The following is an 18,029-nucleotide window of genomic DNA, read 5'->3' as shown; positions in this document are numbered from 1 at the left end:
GGTTAATGGTTTGAATACCCAAAGGTAGCGATGTTTTACGGACCGGGCGGACAATATTCGACCTTAAAAGGCCATTTTTCGACCAGGATGGCCGTTGCAGGGCCTCGCTTGATCCGGTCTTTTATGCTTCGCGGCGCATCGAGAGCGCAATGCGTCCGCGAACGGTGTCCACGCCCGTCACCCGCACTTCGACGTGCTGTCCCAGATGCACCACGTCGGCCGGCGAAGCCACGTAGCGGTCGGCCAGCTGCGAGATGTGCACCAGCCCGTCCTGTTTGACGCCGATGTCGACGAAAGCCCCGAAGGCCGTGATGTTGGTGACGATGCCCGGCAGAAGCATTCCCTCGCGCAGGTCGCCGATCGTGTGCACGTTGGGGTCGAATGCGAAGACCTGCAACTGTTCGCGCGGATCAAGCCCCCGTTTGTCGAGCGCCTCGAGTATGTCCGTCACGGTCGGCAGCCCCGTTTCTCCGCTCACGTATCGTTCGGCCTTGAGACCGCTGCGCAGCTGTTTGTCGGCCAGCAGGCGTTCGACCGTCACGCCCGCGTCGGCGGCCATCCGCTCGACGACGGCGTACGATTCCGGGTGCACGGCGCTGTTGTCCAGCGGATTCGCGCCTCCAACGACCCGCAGGAACCCGGCCGCCTGCTCGAAAGCCTTGGCTCCCAGCCGCGGCACTTTGAGCAGCGCCCTGCGGCTTTTGAACTCCCCGTTCGCCGCACGGTAGGCTACTATGTTTTGCGCCAGCACGGGTCCCAGCCCCGATATGTAGGTCAGGATGTGTTTCGAGGCGGTGTTGATATTGACGCCGACGCGGTTGACGCAGCTTTCGACGACCGTCCGGAGCCGCGCCTTGAGCTTCGCCGGGTCGACGCTGTGCTGGTACTGCCCCACGCCGATCGACTTGGGGTCGATCTTGACCAGCTCTGAGAGCGGGTCGATCAGGCGGCGTCCGATGCTCACGGCCCCGCGCACCGTCACGTCGTAGTCCGGGAACTCCTCGCGCGCCGCGGCCGACGCCGAGTAGACCGACGCGCCGTCCTCGCTCACCATGAATACCTCCACGCCTTCCAGCCCCAGTCTGCGGACCAGCTGTTCGGTCTCGCGGCCCGCCGTGCCGTCCCCGATGGCGAACGCCTCGGCCTTGTACCTGGCGGCCAGCGATTTCAGCGCCTCGGCCGCTTCGGCCGCCCGGCCCTGCGGCGGATGGGGGTAGACGGTCGTGTTGTGCAGCAGGTTGCCCTGCGCGTCGAGCGCCACGACCTTGCATCCCGTGCGGAATCCCGGGTCGATGGCCACGACGCGCTTCTGCCCCAGCGGCGAGGAGAGCAGCAGTTGGCGCAGGTTCTCGGCGAAAACCCGGATCGCCTCGTCGTCGGCCTTCTCCTTGGCCGCCGCGAGCTGTTCGGTCTCGATCGAGGGGCGTATCAGGCGTTTGAACGAGTCGGCCACGGCCGCTTCCATCCATTCGCGCGTCGCCGAGCCGGGCCGTACGAACAGTCGGCGGAGACTTTCGATGCAATGTTCGGCATCCACGTCGACCGCGATTTTCAGAATGCCCTCCTCCTCGCCGCGGCGCATGGCCAGGAAGCGGTGCGACGAGATGCTGCGCAGGGGCGTCGCGGCGTCGAAATAGTCGGCGTATTTCGCCCCTTCCGTCTCTTTGCCTTTGACGAGTTTCGAATGGACGATGCCTTCGCGGGCGAATGTGCGGCGCAGCGTATTGCGGGCGCGCTCGTCTTCCGAGATACGTTCGGCGACGATGTCGCACGCCCCGGCGAGGGCCTCCTCCGGGGTCGGCACTTCGGCCGAAACGAACCGCCGGGCCTGCTGCACGACGTTGCGGGACTGCTGCGCCAGGATGATTTCGGCCAGCGGCTCCAGGCCCCGTTCGCGCGCCACGGTGGCCCGCGTGCGGCGTTTGGGTTTGTAGGGCAGGTAAATGTCCTCCAGCTCCACCGCATCCCAGCACTCCGCGATGCGCCGGCGGAGTTCCGGGGTCAGCCTGCCCTGCCCCTCGATGGTCGTGAGCACCGTCTGCTTGCGGGTTTCGAGTTCGGTGAGCCGGTCGAGCCACTCCTTGACGGAGGCGACCTGCACCTCGTCGAGCGAGCCGGTCGCTTCCTTGCGGTAGCGGCTGATAAAGGGTATCGTCGCCCCTTCGCGGAGCAGACGCACGGTCCCCTGCACTTGGTGCAGCGGAATTTGCAGTCGTCGGGATATGATTTGTTCGATCATGTTCGGAAAAATGTTCTTCGGCAAAGATAGGAAAAAGCCACCCCGGCGGCAAATCCCGGGGTGGCTTTCGCGACGAAGCAGCTTCTATTCCGCCGTGAGCAGGAATACGCCGCTGTCGTAAATCTTCGGCATCGAGGGGTTGATGCCGGCGTTCGAGAGCATCTCGCCGCTGAAGGTTTTGCCGTCGAACCAGTTGCGCGATTTGTCGACGTTCAGTTCGCGGATGGTGTAGCCCGTCTTCGGGTCGAGGCCCTGCAAGCGGAATTTCGGGATCAGCGAGCGGCCCTGGTACCGGAGGCTGTACGTGAACAGCACGGCCTGCTTCCGGTCCTTCGAAACGTACATCAGGCCGTAGCAGCCGCTCTTGTCATAGGGCGTGCCGATGCGGTAGAGGTCGCCCTGCATCACGATGTCGCGGTACTCCTTGTAGCTGGCGATGGCCCGGCGGGCGAACTGCCGCTCCTCGTCGGTCATCTGCCTGGGCTGAAGCTCCATGCCGAGGCGTCCGGCGCAGGCCATGTCGAAGCGGAACTTGATGGGCGTGATGTTGCCCGTCTGGTGGTTGGGCGTGGCCGAGACGTGCGAACCCATCACGACGGCGGGGTAGAAAAGGCTCGTGCCGTACTGGATGCGCGCGCGCGAAAGCGCCTCGGTGTTGTCGCTCATCCACACTTCGTCGAAATACTTCAGGGCGCCGTACTCCACGCGGCCGCCGCCCGAGGCGCAGGCCTGGATCAGCACGTCGGGGTATTTGGCGCGGATGCGTTCCATCACCTTGTAGAAGCCCTGCGCGTAGTCGATCCAGAAGCGCGACTGTTCGTCGGCCGGGAGGTAGGCCGAACCCACGTTGTTGGCGTTGCGGTTGGCGTCCCACTTGATGTAGTCGATCTTGTCCGAGAGTTTCATCGTGTTGTCGAAGACTCCGAACACGAAGTCCTGCACCTTGGGGTTCGTGAGGTCGAGCAGCCACTGGTTGCGGGTCGTGGGCGCTTCGCGCTTCGGCGGACGGACGATCCAGTCGGGGTGCTTCTCGGCCAGCTCGCTCTTGGGGTTGACCATCTCCGGTTCGATCCAGATGCCGAACTTCAGTCCCTTCGAGTGGGCGTAGGAGGCGATGTGGTCGATGCCTTCGGGGAGTTTCGCGGCGTTCACCTGCCAGTCGCCCAGTCCGGCGTTGGAGTTGTTGCGCGGGTATTTGTTGCCGAACCAGCCGTCGTCGAGGACGAACATTTCCAATCCCATCGAGGCTGCGTCGTCGATCATCTGTTTCAGGACCTTGGCGTCGAACTTGAAGTAGGCGCCTTCCCAGCTGTTGAGCAGCGTGGGGACGACCTCGTGGCCGTGGTAGACGCCGTAGTTGCGCGCCCAGTCGTGGAGGTTGCGCGAGGCGCCGCCCGCGCCGCAGAACGAGTGGGTGTAGATCATTTCGGGCGTGGTGAACGTCTCGCCCGGGCGGAGCCTGTACTCCGAGGCGTTGGGGTTGGCGCCGGCCAGGACGGTCAGCACGTCGAATTCGTCGACCTCGAAGTTGAGGCGGAAGTTGCCGCTCCAGGCCAGCGCTCCGGCGATGACTTCGCCGCAGGTCTCGCTGAACGAATCGCTGTTCAGCGTGAGCAGGAACGCCGGGTTTTCGGTGTGGGTCGTGCGCACCTCGCGCGTCGACTCGATGCTTTTCGATCCGTGGGTCAGCAGCGTGTGGTCGACCTGCGCTTCACGCGCCCAGGCCCCGTAGAGGTGCGTCAGGAGGTATTTGTCGGCCTTCAGCGGGAGCGACGAGGAGTAGAAGCTGTGCAGCGTGACGGGACCCTTCTCGCGGTTGCGGATCACGGCGTGCGTGGTGATGACGTTTTCGCGGGCGTAGGCCGTGAAGACCAGTTCCACGTCGAGCGCCTGGCAGCAGTCGGTCATCTTCACGACGGTCTCCGTCACGTTCTTGTCGGAGAGCTGTTTCGAGGCGTGCGACACGTAGCGCAGTTCGGTGTTCATGTCGCCGTCGGCATGGGTGACGCGCAGGGCGGGTTCGCGGAAGTTGCGGCCTCCCGTCGCGGGATAGGCCAGGTCCTCGGTTCCGTGGTCACTGCGGCGGTTGCTCTTGTAGTCGGCCAGCGGCGCCGGGTCGTCGATGCGTCCGCCGAAGTGGCGGAAATAAACTTCGCCTCCGGGGGCGGCGGTGAGCACCATCGAGACCTTGTCGGTGCTGATGTCGATGACCTGCTGCGGCGCGGCGGCCGATACGGTGTTCGCGGCAAAGGCGGCAATCAGGGGGATCAGTAGTTTTTTCATACGCTTTAAACGGTTTCTGCGTCCAAAGATACGAAAATATGCGAAACTATACGAAATAAACCGAAATAACACCGTAATTCCGGGCGGCTTCCGATCAGAACGTGTAGGCGACGCGCAGGTAGCCGTAACGGCCCAGGTAGGAGGTTGAGGAGGTGACGATGTAATCCGTGTCGAAACTCGTGGTGGCGTAGTCGGGGCGGTTGAGGATGTCGATGACGCCCGCCGAAAGCCCCAGCCGGTTCTCCTTGCCAAACTTGCGCCCCGCCGAGGCGTTGAGGATCACGTTGTGGCGCGTGAGCGCGTGCGAGCGGCTGTTGCAGTAGAATTCGTAGAGCGTGCCGACCGACCCGAAATACTTGCCGAAGCGCAGGTCGACGCGCGCCGTGAGTTGTTCGCGCAGCTCCTGCGCGGTCTCTTTCTGCGTGGTGTAGGAACTCATCGAGGTGTTGGAGCGGATGTTGAGCTTGACCTTGCTCGAAAAGCCCGAGTCGAAGCCGAAGCCGAGCGAATGGCGGACCGAGTGGAAGAGGTCTTCGCCGGTGAAATAGGGCGTCTGGCTGAAGCCGTAGTTCACCGAGACGTTCAGGGTCGAGCGCAGCGGGTTGATCTGCTGTGAGTAGGAGACCCTGCCCCCGAGGTTGTAATTGCCCCCGACGTTGGCCTGCGTGGTGAGCTGCGCACCCTTCCGTGCCGTGTAGTCGTACTGGGGCAGGTAGGTGTCTTCGAGGAAGAGCGTGCGTCGCTGGGCGATGTAGTTGAAGGTGTAGCTGCCGTTGAGCCGCACGCTGAAGGAGAGGGCCTTTTTGACGTCGGTGAACTGGAATCCCGCCGATCCCGAGAGGTCGTTCTGCAACTTGAGACCGGGGTTTCCGGCCTGCAACGAAAGGGGGTTGGTGGCGTTGAGCGTCGAGCGCAGCGCGTCGAGCGGGATCATCTGCGGGAAGGAGGCCAGGTTGAACGAAAAACGCTTCCGCGACTTGCCGACCGAGAGGTAGACCGTCGGGTTGAGCTGGAAGAACAGCCGCGGGAAGCGCTCCTCCTTGGGGAAGCGCTCGCTGCGGGCGATGTCGTAGAGCACTCCGCCCAGTCCGGCCATTATCCAGACGTCGCCGCTCCGGTATTGCAGGCTGGTTTGCAGGCTGTGCGTGTAGGTGTCGGTCGTGTAATGGTAGGAGTTGACCGTGTCGACGACGCCCTGCGGGTCGGAGAGGAAATCGACCGCCAGCTGTTTCGAGCGGGTGTAATCGCGGCTGAAGTTGTATGAGGCGTTGACCGAACCCTTTTTTCCCAGTTTGTAGCGGTAGCCCAGATTGGCGCCGAACGAATAGTTGCGGCTGTCGCCGTCGTTGCGCAGTTTGACCTGCAGGCCGGGTGTCGAGGCCGTCGTGTCGACCCGCCAGCCGTCCCGGTCGCCGGGTGCGTATTTGCCCGAGACGTTGAACGACAGGGTCGACCGTTCGGAAATTTTCGAGTGGAAGAAAATGCTGACATTCAATCGGATGTTGCGTCTGTCGGAGTTGCTGTTGAGGTTCGTCCGGGTCTTTTCGTCGTCGATCCGCTGCTGCGTGCGGCTGTGCCCGAGTGTGGAGCCGTCGTCGATCGAAAAGGTGGTCATGGCCCCGAAAACCTTCTTCTTCCGCTGGATGTTGACGTAGTTCGAGATCTCCGCCGAAAGCGATTTCGAGAGCGATTCGTTCCGGCTCTCCTCGCTGCGCAGGGCATAGGCTTCGGTCAGGAAATATTCGGTCTGCGAGGACCCCGTGCTGCTCTGGCGGCTGCGTCCGAACCGGACGGCGGTCGATACGTTGGTCGAGTCGCCCCGGCGCAGGGTATAGTCCGCCTGGGCGTCGGTCTGTTTCGTGGGGGTCGTCTTCGAGTCGAACGAGACGCCTTCTCCCTGCCGGATGTTGTCCTTCGAGTTGGAGGCTTCGAGACGCCAGTTGCCCCTTTCGGTGTTGCGGTAAAAGCTTCCGGCCTCGGAATGGCGGATTTCATGCCGACCCGAGTAGTCCCTTTCGAGGCTCGCGCCGAGCGTGCCCTCCAGATTCCCGCCCAGGATGTAACCGCGCTTCGACTTGGTTTCGACGTCCATCACCTTCTCCTTTTCGGCCGTGTTGTCCCCCAGGCGCTTTGCCTCGGGGCTGAAATCCTCGTAGACCCGCACGCTCCGGACGTCCGAGGCTTCGAGGTCGGTGAGTGCGTAGGAGGTTTTCGAGCCGAAGAGGTTTTTCCCGTCGATCAGCACCCGTTTGACCTCCTGCCCTTCGGCGTAAATCTTGTTGTCCTTGATCTCGACGCCCGGCAGCTGTTTCAGCAGCTCCGCGAAACGGTCGTCGGCCATGGTTTTGAACGCCCCGCGTTGTAGACCGTCGTGTCGCCCCGGAAGACCATGGCGACCTGCTGCCCGACGACCACGACCTGCGCGATCGACTGTTCGTCGACCTCCATTTTGACCTCGATCCGTCCCCGGAATTCGGTGTTTCCGTAGCGTTTTTTGAACGGCTTGTAACCCACGTAGGTGACCTCCAGGTCGACCGAGTCGCGGAAAATCCGGTCGCAGCGGTAGACGGCCATGATGCGGTAGAAATCCTCCTTGACGGTCGTTCCCCGCAGCGTGTCGGCCCTGCTGACGAGCGAGACCGTGGCGCCCAGCAGCGGGTTGTGCGTCTCCTTGTCCTCGACCGTGACGACCGTGCGCGCCGGCCGGCCGAAGTTCATGGGTTGGTAAGAGAGGGCGAAGGATTGGAGCGCATGATTCCCCGCCGGATGTGCGGAGGGCATGCCGACAAACCCGAGAAGGGCGAGAATCAGTAGTATGTAACGCGTCAAACCGGGGGGGGTGAAGGTTTATTGGCCGCAAGATAGTAATTTCCGTCCATAGTACAGCCGGTCCGCAAAAAAAGAAATTTCGGCCCGAATGGGGCGTTTCGGATCGAAACCGCAGGCGGAAATCCGGTTAAACATTGTCGCGATATGCCGCAGGATGCGTTCGGATTGTAAGTTCGGTTAAATTCATGGTTCGAAAAGATGTTCGGAATGGTGTTTTTTTCTTATCTTGCGAAACAAGATTTGTCTTGAATCAAATGAAACTGGCATGAGGAAGAGTGGATTGAACCGCCGCCCGGCGACCGCCCGGATCAGCGTTCCGGACCATGCCGACGAATTCCCGGCCCGGGTTCCCCCCCCCGCGGGAATTGCCCTACCATCTGTTGACAGTCGCGTGTTTCCCGATGCCCGACAGTTGCGCCATGCAGCTGCCGGAAGCCGTTATTGTGTCCCCTGACCGGTGAAATCCCCATTTCTCGGGGTTGCCGCCTGTTGTGCGGCACTCTATCTTTGTCCCCCGAAAACGAATGACATTCTTACTATTCACATAACCCTGTTTGCCGTGAAGAAATTTTTACTAATGCTTTTATTGGCGGGCGTCTGCATTCCGCTGGGAGTGCGGGCCCAGGCTCCGAAGAAGGTCTCCATCGAAGGGACCGTGACGGAGTACAACACGAAGGAGCCGATTGCGGGCTGCGTGGTTTCCATTCCGACGCTTGAGCTGTGGGTGGTGACCGATGCCAAAGGCCGGTTCCGGATGCCGTCGGTGACCACCGGCAGCTACACCATCGAGGCAACCTGCCTGGGTTACGAGCCGCTTTCGTACAAGGTGACGGTCAGCGCTTCGATCGGGGCGCTCTCGCTGCGCCTCAAGGAGTCGAGCCTGCAACTCAACACCGTGACCGTAACGGCCCAGCGGGGCCGCAGCATCAACTCCTCGTCGACGATCGACCGTCAGGCGATGGACCACCTGCAAGCCACCTCCGTCAAGGACGTGATGCAGTTGTTGCCGGGCGTGCTGACCGCGAATCCGGAATTGACGAACTCCACTTCGAATTTCGTCGGCATCCGTGATCTGCCTAATTCGATGACGGACGGTAAGGATGCGAACAGCATCAACTCCAGTTCGGTGGGCGTCTATGTCGATGGAGCCGTTGTGAATAATAGCGCGATGCTGATGGGTGGAAAAGCGGCCGCTTTCGGGCAGCAAACCAGCCGGGGTATCGACATGCGCACCATTTCGACCGACAATATCGAGTCGATCGAGGTCATCCGCGGCGTTGCGTCGGCCGAATACGGCAATATGAGCGCCGGAGCGGTCGTCGTCAAGACCAAGCAGGGCCGCACTCCCTATGAAATCCGGGTGAAGACCGTGTCGGATACCAAGGCCGTGTCGCTGACTAAAGGTTATGCGTTGGGGTCCGACAAGGGTTTCCTCAATGCGTCGATCGACTACGCCAATGCGATGAAGGACATCCGTACGGTGGAGGAATCTTATGACCGCGGAACGTTTTCGGTGGGTTATACCAATACCTTCAACCGTGACCGCACGCCGTTTCAGTTCAATGCGAAGGTGAGCGGTTACCTTTCGCGCGGCACTACAAAGGCTGATCCGGACAATATCTCGCAGGCTGAACGCAAGGAGTTGGACGATCGGAACCTGTCGATCAACCTTAATGGTTCGTGGCTGCTCAACAAGTCGTGGATTACGTCGTTGAAATACGTTTTCAATACATCGATGACCCGTCAGTACGCCCGTCAGCAGATGGCGCCCAGCGCCCTCGGTGTCGCCAATCCCGGAGCTTTGGAAAACGGGGAGTATCTGACTGAATTCACCCCTGACAATTACTTGAGCGATATTCGGAATTTGAGTATGGCCTATTACACCACGGCTAAAATGGTGGCTGAACTTTCGGGGCGTTACGGCAAGGTCTACAACAAGGCGATGCTCGGTGTCGAGTGGAACAATTCGGGCAACACCGGCAAAGGACAGTATTACGAAGGCGTGCGTCCCATGTCGTTCCGTCCGGAGCCGTTCAGCGACATTCCTTTCCTGAATCAGGTGGCTGTCTTCGCCGAAGAAAAAGCGACGCTGCCGATCGGAAAAACATCGCTCACGTTGCAGGCCGGCGGACGTTTTACCTATATGGCGACGGATCAGCTGAACGATAAGTGGGCCGTCGATCCGCGTTTTAACGCCAAATATACGATCATCAGCAATCGCGCGCCGAAAAAGGTCCGCGAACTGTCGCTGCGCGCCGGCTGGGGCATCCAGACCACGTTGCCGGCCCTGCGGCTGCTTTATCCTTTTCCGGTGTATATTGACCGGGTTTCGTTCAGCTGGGGCGGAACTGCCGAGACGGGGCCTGTGGCGGCATGGACTACGTTCGTGACCCCGCAGTCCGATATGATTAACCGCGATCTGAAGATGCAGTACAGCAAGAACTTCGAAGTGGGTCTCGATTTCGATATGTTCGGTGTCAAGGGAGGCATTACCTATTATAATGAAAAGATGCGTAACGGTTATACCCTTCGTATGGTTCCGCAGGTATTGTCATTCCGGGAATACGAAACCTATAAAGGGACGGAAGTTCCGGTTTATATGGATGATCCGAACAATCCGGGACAACCGGTTCTGGGCGTGGGAGGCGAGCCGCTCGACTATCGGGATGAGAAAATATTCCATACGGCATCCGTCAAGAAACCGGCCAATGACGGTAAATACGACAAGTGGGGTGTCGAGTATACGTTCGATTTCGGGCAGATTCGTCCGGTCCGGACTTCGGTCGTTGTCAACGGAGCATACATGACCATGACCCGGAAGGATAGCGAGGGCGTGTTGTTGTACGATACTTATTCCTCGGTGAAAGTGCCTATTGACGGTAAGAATATCTACAACCCGTTTCTGGGAGCCTATTATGGAGGCAAATCCGTCTCTTCCGGTTCGGTGTACACCCGGTTCAATTCCAATATTAACCTGATCACGCACATTCCGAAGTTGCGTCTGATTACAACACTGACCGTCCAGTGTGTATGGCTCAACCGGACCCGGAATCTCCAGGCAGACGGTGTTTACATCCTCGATGACGACAATAATCCCGTTTATGGCGATTTTTCGAATGGGACGAATGGCAAGATGATCTACCGGGACCCCGATTTCTATATGAACATGGATGGTCAGCTATTGCCGTTCAATCGGAACTTGTACAACGATCCTACCTATGGAGCGGCTTACCGGGAATACCTTCAGACGGGCAGTGCGACTACGACCTTTGTCGAAAATTCGTTCAAGCCTTATTTCATGGCCAACCTCCGTGTTACGAAAGAGATCGGCAGGATTGCCCAGATTTCATTCTACGCCAACAACTTTACGAACTCGCATCCTAAAATGTTGCTGAAGAGTACGGGAACTTATAAGCGCGTAAATACGGATATTTATTTCGGCGCGGAACTAAAACTTAAATTCTAAAGAGTTGCAGATGATGAAAAAGATTTTATATTATCTGGTGCCTTTGGCGACGGCCTTTCTGCTGTGCGGCTGCCTCAAGGATATGAAAGACGGCGAATTGCTCCATGGCAACAGGGAGGTGCTGATCTCCATTGATTTGCCCGGAGAGTTGGCATCGCTCGACAAGTCGGGGTTCAAGGTGACTATGCGCAATACGAAGATCGGAAATACGTATACTTCCGAAACGGATGCGAAGGGTGAAACCCGGATCGACGCCGAATACGGAAATTACAGCGTGATTATCAGCAAAGTGGCCGATGTGGGCGGAATCAGCAAGTTCCTGCATGCCACCAGGGATTTCGTGCTGAATAAAGACGGTCAGTCGGCCGGGACGAACAATCTCGAGATTAAGGCTACGGCGCGTGGCACGATCATTCTGAAAGAGGTTTATTTTCACAAAACGAAGACTGCCGACGGGAAAGCGAATTATAACTATGACCAGTATTTCACGCTCTGCAACAATTCCGACGATGTGCAGTATCTCGACGGGGTGGGAGTCGGATTCCACACGTCGTTCAATTCGGGAAAATCGGCCGTGTACAATAAATTCTGGTTGGGAAGCACCAGCACCGAACTCCGCGATTCCATTCCGGTCAACGCTTTCGGTTTTGTTTTCCCGGGCGAAGGCCGGGAGCACCCGATACAGCCGGGCGAAGAGGTCGTGATTGCCTTGAGCGCCGTCGAACATACGGCAGACCAGACCAGCAGACCGATGAACCTTGCCGCGGATAATGTATGGGCGATGTATATCGACCGTTTTGCTGGCTCCGCGGTAAAAGCTCCGGCCGCGGGCGTTGAACGGCTGGAATGCTTCTGTGAGCTGGCATCCGGAAATTCGATCGTTCTCTCCATTAGCTCGCCGGCGATCGTTGTATATCGGCTGCCTGAAGATCCTTATGAGTACGTTAAGGACGGAGCCATCAAAGGCCGGCCCTACGGCAAGGTGATGTATCAGCCGACGAAGTATCAGAGTATGCCCTCGATAATGGTTCCCAAGGAGGGTATTCTCGATGGTGTGGAGTTCCGCAGTAACGATACGCACGTCCCGCGTCTTTGCTCCGACATCAGTCTCCAGCCTTTGTTTATCACGACGGCCTCGTACAGCGGTCAGTCCTATATCCGCAAGGTGGACGAAAGCGCTTCGGAGATCGTAGGTCGTACGGTTTATCAGGATACGAACAATTCGGCCGACGACTGGATTCCGCTCGATGAACCGACCCTTTGCACGGAGTACAAAAACCGATAAAACGAAACAGCCATGAAGAAAAAGATCTATGCGGTGCTCCTGTTGACTGCGGTATGTGCGGGGTCGGGCGTTTTCGCCCAGTCCTCCGCTCCGAAGGAGAACCTTGAAAAATATTATACCCTGGAACGGATTCGTTCGAAAAGCGGATGGCTCGTTTCGGACAATGCGGCGGGCCTGATGCTCAATCAGGCATCGCTCTCCATTGCGGAAGTGAATTATGATTTCGAGCAAGGCGGACTGCGCAACGTTACCGATGGAGCGGAAGTGAATGCGTTCGGGGTCCGGTCCGAGTCGTACCGCCGTTGGAATCGTCTTTCGTTCTACGGTAAGTTGAGTTATGATTATGCGGCTTCGAAGGACCGCAGTTGGGCGGGAAATGCCAACATCGGAGATTCTCCGATGCTGATCGGCGATTCGATTCCCGGAAATACGCGTGATGAAACCTATGCCATCGAGGCCGGGGTTGCCTACCGTATGGGGCGCTGGGTGGTTGGAGCGATGGGGAAATACGAGGATCGCAGCCTGGCAAAGCGTCGGGATTCGCGCAATAAAACCACCTCGATGTATTTGAGCGTTCAGCCGGGTGTGATGTTTACCTCGAAGGTGGTGGACGCAGGTCTTAATTTTACGTATGAACGCTCGACGGAGCAGGTCGGCTATGCGGCTTTCGGTACGAATACGACCAGCGGAATGATCTACTTCTTCGAAGGCATGTGGTTTTATACCAGCCAGCAGCTCGGGGGAAGCGAAAAATTCTATGACGTCTATTACAAAGGCTCCGAATACGGAGGCGCCGCCCAGTTGGAATTGAAATTGGGAAAGAGGGTGAAGTTTTTCAATCAGTTCTCGGCCGAATACGGCAAAATGGAGCGTTTCCGCTTCGATTTGGACCAGCATCTGGGCGACAACGATCAGTTGACCTACCGCTATCTGGGGGTGCTCAACGTTGCGGGCCGCGGGGTCGATCAGCGGCTTTCGGTCGACGCCTCGTGGGGCGACCTGCTGAAATACAACAATATTCAGGAGCTGGAACTTGATCCGGAGACCAATCAGAAACTGTACAAACAGTACGGTCGCTTCCTGAAATTCTCGCAGAAGCAGCGCAGCGTCGATGCCGATTACAAACTCTACGTCAAGCGCAACGAGTGGAGCAGTTCGTGGATCGTCGATGCGGCTTATACCTATTACAAGGCCGAATCGGAATATACGATCTCCCCGGCATGCTACGATCAGGACCTGCACTATTCGAAACTGATGCTGGGCGTGACGAAGAACTTCCGGTTCAGCGGCCGCAGCTGGCTCGACGCGACGGTGCGCGGCGGCTATACGTTCGGCGGCGGAACCGAACTGGAGAAGAGCTGCCCCGAGGGGGTGCAGATCGACAACGAGAACTATCGCGCCGACCTGCTGGCCCAGGAGTATGCCTTCCTGACCAACGACCGTCTGAACGGCGAGGCCGGCCTGCGCTATACGCACTGTTTCCCGGCGAAGAAAATGAGCCTGTACGTCGATCTGAAAGGGCGTGCGGCATGGGGGCGCAGCGGCCTGATGGACGGCAGCCGGCGCGGCGGCCTGTTCGCGGCCGTGGGTCTGAACTTCTGAACCGCGGGTCGTCATTAAAAACCCCGCAGGACGTGCAAAGTCCTGCGGGGTTTTTGTCGTCGGGGATTCATAAAAAAGGAACGGACCCCCGTTTTGAAGGGTCCGTTCCTTGGCGAGCGCAGGGCGGGTTATTTCACCAGCCGCATTTCGTCGATCAGCTTTCCGGCGCCAGCGTATTTGTCCATGATCCACAGCACGAAGCGGATGTCGACGCAGACCGTCTTGAAGTTGGTCGGGTGGAAATAGATGTCGCCCGACATCGACTCGCGGTTGCCGTCGAACGCCAGTCCGATCACGTCGCCCCGGGCGTTGAGCACCGGGCTTCCCGAATTGCCGCCCGTGATGTCGTTGTTGGTGAGGAAATTGACGTACAGCCGGCCGTTTTCGCCCCAGCGGCCCCAGTCCTTGCTGCGGATGAGCGAAGACATCCGGTCGTCGACACGGAATTCGTAGTCGTCGGGATTGTATTTTTCGAGGTAGCCGTCGATCGTCGAACGGGAGTCGTAGTGCACGGCGTCCTTGGGCGAGACCGGGCCTACGGTTCCGTAGGTGAGGCGCATTGTCGAGTTGGCGTCGGGATATTGGGGCGTGCCTTCCGATTCGCGCATCTCGTAGATGGCGTGGGTGTAGCGGAGTTCCTCCTTGTCGGCGTCGATGCCCGACGTCTCCTCGGCCTGTTTGAGTTTCTCGGCGAAACGCCGCGAGCTGACCGAATTGGCCATCGCCGCCATCGGGTCGGAGAGGATCTCCTCGGCCGTGCGGGGCTGTGCGAACCAGGCGCAGAGCTTTTCGTAGCTGGTGCAGCAGGTGTTTTCGAACGCGTAGTCGACCAGCGCCGGAACGTTGCCCTTGAAACGGTCGTAAAGCTGCGGCAGCTGCTCGCCCCACATTTCGCGGGGCACGTTGTCGATGAAACTCTCCATCATCCGTGTCAGCACCTCCTTGTCGGTGGCCAGGTCGAAGTCCTTCATCATCCGGCGGGTGTTGGACTTCACGCCCGCGAAGTTCTTGTCGCCGTCCTGCACCGAGGCGATGCCGTCGCGCTGCATGCGGTCGACGAGCGTGCCGAGACGGTTGGCCGTCATCATCACGTCGCTCGGGCGAATCCACGTCTCCTGGTAGTAGCACTTTTCGCGCACGGCTTCGGCGCGGGCCTCGTAGCCTTTTTTGAGGTTGGCGAGCAGGTCGCCGTATTCGGCCCTGCGGGCCGGATCGGCGTCGATCCAGGCGGCGAGGCGCGCCTCCTCGGCGGCGCGGATGCCGATAACGTCGTAACGGCGCAGGCAGATGTTCTCCCACTTGGCGTAGTCGGCGTAGTTGCTGATGTTGAAATACTTGTCGCTGTACATCAGCCGCACGTCCGGGTCGGCCTCCATGTGGCGCAGCATGATGTCGAGGCGGTCGCGGCGCGCCTTGATCACCACGGGGTTGGTCACGTGCTCCTTTTCGCGCACGGCCTGCGACGACATGTAGCGGTTGGTGCGGCCCGGAAAGCCGATCACCATGGCGTAGTCCCCGTCGTGGATGCCACTCGTCGAGACATTCAGCACCTTGCGGGGCGTGATGGGCACGTTGTTCTCCGAGTAGGCCGCCGGGCGGCCCTTCGCGTCGCCGTAGACGCGGTAGAGGGCGAAATCGCCCTTGTGCTGGGGCCAGCCCCAGTTGTCCTGCTCGCCGCCGAAGGCCCCGATTATCACGGGAGGCGCACCCACGAGGCGCACGTCCTTATAGGTCTCGTAGTAGAAAAGCAGGTATTTCTTGCCCTTCCACATCGAGGCGCATTCCACTTCGAAGGGGGTGTCCCCGCCGTACTTCCGTTCGAGGATGCCATAGACCTTGCGCGTCCCGAAGATGCCCAGGCTGTTGGCCTTTTCGAGCGAGTCGCGGATGGCCTGGGCCTCGTCCGTCACGTCGCGGACCTGCCGCAGGAAGGTCACGGTCTTGCCCTTGAGCGGCAGTTCGTCCTTTTGTTCGAGCGCCCAGAAGCCCTCTTCGAGGTAGTTCTTCGCGGGGGTGCTCAACGAGTGGATGTCGCCGTAGGCCACATGGTGGTTGGTGATGACGAGTCCCTTGTCCGAAATCACGCTGCCCGTGCCCATGCCGCCGTCGACGGCCACGATGGCGTTGCACAGCGCCGGGGACTCCTCGTTGTAAATCTCTCCGGGTTTGAGTTTCAGCCCCTCCTTCTTCATCTGGGGGTAGATCACGTCCCGGAACGTGCTGACCAGCCACATGCCTTCGTCGGCCGACGCCGCAACCGGGAGCAGGACGCAGGCCAGCAGGTAAAAAATCGCTTTTTTCATCGTCTTCTTGGTTTATCTCGAAAAAAGGGGCTTGCGTATCACAAGCCCCGGTGGTGTCAGAGGGTGTGTCCCTCGGTTTTGAAGGTGAACTTCGGCTCCTCGTCCTTGAGCGTGCCGTCCTTGTATTTCACGGGCCACACCTTGGCGTTGAGCAGTTCGTTCCAGATCTTCGCGTCGTCCCACATCGACTTGACGTAGACGATCCGCAGTACGGGAACCTCCTCGTCGTTCAATGCCACGTCGAGCCGCGTGATGCCCTCCTTGAGCGAGAGGAACCCGCGGAAGTAGGGGAAGCTGCGCTTGATGAGCGGCTTCTCGATGCCGCGGCACTCGACTTCGTAGACGCCTTTGGGGTACTTCGCGTCATCGCCGTAAGTCTCGGTGTTATGCTTGAACGGCGCCGAGAGGTCGCGGGTCTGCTCGAACATCAGGTCGAGGAACTCGCGGCGGCCGATCCTGCCGGCGGCGGGGTCGTAGCTTTTGAGCTCGTAGTGGACCGGAATCGCGCGGACCTTGCCGCCGTGGGCCAGCATGTGGGCCTCCTTGACCTCGATCGAGTCGCGGAGCATCTTTTCGGGGATCGCGGCCGACGGGTCGACGTAGAGCGTAACGGCTACCGGGCAGTCGTACTGTGCGTCGAAGCCGCAGATGCCGTCGATGTTGCGCAGGATGGCCCCGAAGTAGACCATGTCCATCTTATCGTGGAGTCCCTCGACGCCGATGCGGACCACCGACAGCGAGTCGACGCCGGCTTTCGGCGTTGCGAACTTCATGGTCGTCGGCGAGAAGATCGCCTTGTCGATGCTCGTCTCGTCGATCGCCTTGGGATCGTAGCTGATCACCACGGCGTGGCGTTTCACGAACGTTTTCACGCCGTAGACGCCCGGCACTTTCTGCATCTTCGCGGAGAAGGCCTTCGAGCTGCCGAAGCACTTTACCGAGGTGAGTCCCTCGATTTCGTAGGTCTGCATGCCTTCGACCTGCTCGTATTCGCCCCACTTCTCGTCGATGGTCGGAAGTTCCCAGTGGCTGCCGAACCACAGCGCCGCGCCGAAGAGCGCGACGGCCAGGATGCCGGGCAGCCAGCGCAGCGAGCGTTTGCCGCCGACCTGCAACGAATCTTCGGGGCAGGCCGAGACGCACGTTCCGCAGAGCGTGCAGTCGATATGCTTCACCTTGTCGAGGTTCTTGATGTCGATCGAATAGGGGCATTTGCGTCGGCAGACGTCGCACTTGGTGCACGTGGCTTCGTCGCGGACGATGCGCAGCAGCGGGAAGACCTTGCTCTTGAGATAGATCATCTCCCAGAGGTAGCCGATGACGCAGGCGGCGCCCAGTGCCCATACCCAGGCCGAAGCCACGCCCAGCAGCCCGAGCGCCCACAGCAGGATGACGATGCCCGCGAAGGTGAGGGTGAATTTGAAGATGTTGCTCAGCGCACCCAGCGGGCAGATGTATTTGCACCAGAACATTTTGACGAAAAAGCTGCCGAGGAAGAGCAGCGCAACCGAAATGACGGTCATCCAGACGGTGATCTCACCCTTGAAGCCCGTGGCGACGGCGTAATAGGGGTCGAAATTCTTGCAGAAAAGTTCGCTGCTCGACGCCGACATGTAGAACACGTAGAACAGCAGCGCGTATTTGACGGCGCGGAGCAGGCGGTCGGCGATGCTTCCCGGGCGGATTTCGACGCTGACCTTCAGTTTTTTGCCGCCCCGGCCCATCCATTCGCTGACGGTTCCCAGCGGGCATAGGTAGCCGCAGAAGAGTTTGCTGAAAAGGATCACTCCCACGGCGAGCATGACGCCCACCATGATCTGCGTCATGGACATCGTGCATGCCAGCGAGTTGTTGACCAGGTAGCTTCCCAGTGCCTGCAGTCCGCCGAACGGGCAGTAGGCCTCCACGTCCGCGGGTTTCTCCCCGAGCGTAAGCCCGTAGACCACGAATCCCACGATTGCCGCAAGCGTGCCCCATTGCAGCAAATTCTTTAACCAATTGCTTTTTCTTTTCATTGTTCGG

9 protein-coding genes are annotated in these 18,029 nt (G+C 59.5%); 3 read left to right on the top strand and 6 right to left on the bottom strand.

From position 1 onward, the window contains the following. Positions 1-121 precede the first annotated feature (121 nt). The 4 genes from NQ492_RS07305 to NQ492_RS07290 all read right to left on the bottom strand — a co-directional run bounded on the left by NQ492_RS07305 (position 122) and on the right by NQ492_RS07290 (position 7,351). The gene (locus NQ492_RS07305) at positions 122-2,239 is read right to left on the bottom strand and encodes a Tex family protein (RefSeq protein WP_044054266.1); all 2,118 of its coding nucleotides are present in this window, start codon (positions 2,237-2,239) and stop codon (positions 122-124) included. A gap of 84 nt (positions 2,240-2,323) precedes the next feature. Further along, on the bottom strand, positions 2,324-4,522 hold the full coding sequence (locus NQ492_RS07300; RefSeq protein WP_015546947.1) for an alpha-galactosidase: 2,199 nt from the start codon (positions 4,520-4,522) through the stop codon (positions 2,324-2,326). A gap of 94 nt (positions 4,523-4,616) precedes the next feature. Next, positions 4,617-6,863: a porin family protein gene (locus NQ492_RS07295; RefSeq protein ID WP_015546948.1), complete on the bottom strand. Its 2,247-nt coding sequence runs from the start codon at positions 6,861-6,863 to the stop codon at positions 4,617-4,619. Then, positions 6,833-7,351: a peptidase associated/transthyretin-like domain-containing protein gene (locus NQ492_RS07290; RefSeq protein ID WP_157359465.1), complete on the bottom strand. Its 519-nt coding sequence runs from the start codon at positions 7,349-7,351 to the stop codon at positions 6,833-6,835. Before NQ492_RS07290 ends, NQ492_RS07295 begins: the two co-directional genes overlap by 31 nt. A gap of 559 nt (positions 7,352-7,910) precedes the next feature. Here NQ492_RS07290 and NQ492_RS07285 point away from each other — a divergent pair. The 3 genes from NQ492_RS07285 to NQ492_RS07275 are packed head-to-tail and all read left to right on the top strand — an operon-like array spanning position 7,911 to position 13,704. Further along, positions 7,911-10,817: a TonB-dependent receptor gene (locus NQ492_RS07285; protein WP_157359466.1), complete on the top strand. Its 2,907-nt coding sequence runs from the start codon at positions 7,911-7,913 to the stop codon at positions 10,815-10,817. Between the two features lie 13 nt (positions 10,818-10,830). Then, positions 10,831-12,102 (top strand): DUF4876 domain-containing protein, encoded by a 1,272-nt coding sequence (locus NQ492_RS07280; RefSeq protein WP_172633813.1) that lies wholly within the window; start codon positions 10,831-10,833, stop codon positions 12,100-12,102. Positions 12,103-12,114: 12 nt separating this feature from the next. After that, positions 12,115-13,704: a DUF6850 family outer membrane beta-barrel protein gene (locus tag NQ492_RS07275; RefSeq protein WP_149885862.1), complete on the top strand. Its 1,590-nt coding sequence runs from the start codon at positions 12,115-12,117 to the stop codon at positions 13,702-13,704. 128 nt (positions 13,705-13,832) lie between these two features. On the opposite strand, the gene NQ492_RS07270 is transcribed toward NQ492_RS07275, so the two are convergent. Together NQ492_RS07270 and NQ492_RS07265 are read right to left on the bottom strand one after the other, a co-directional pair. After that, a complete protein-coding gene (locus NQ492_RS07270; protein ID WP_015546951.1) occupies positions 13,833-16,007 on the bottom strand; it encodes a S46 family peptidase in 2,175 nt (724 codons plus the stop codon). 56 nt (positions 16,008-16,063) lie between these two features. Then, positions 16,064-18,022, bottom strand: coding sequence for a 4Fe-4S binding protein (locus NQ492_RS07265; protein ID WP_044054274.1), 1,959 nt, complete (start codon positions 18,020-18,022; stop codon positions 16,064-16,066). Between the last annotated feature and the right edge of the window lie 7 nt (positions 18,023-18,029).

It is taken from the genome of Alistipes shahii WAL 8301 (genome assembly GCF_025145845.1).
GTDB lineage: Bacteria > Bacteroidota > Bacteroidia > Bacteroidales > Rikenellaceae > Alistipes > Alistipes shahii.
The sequence above is the reverse complement of the archived record's forward strand: the minus strand, read 5'-3'. Positions and strand labels throughout refer to the sequence as shown.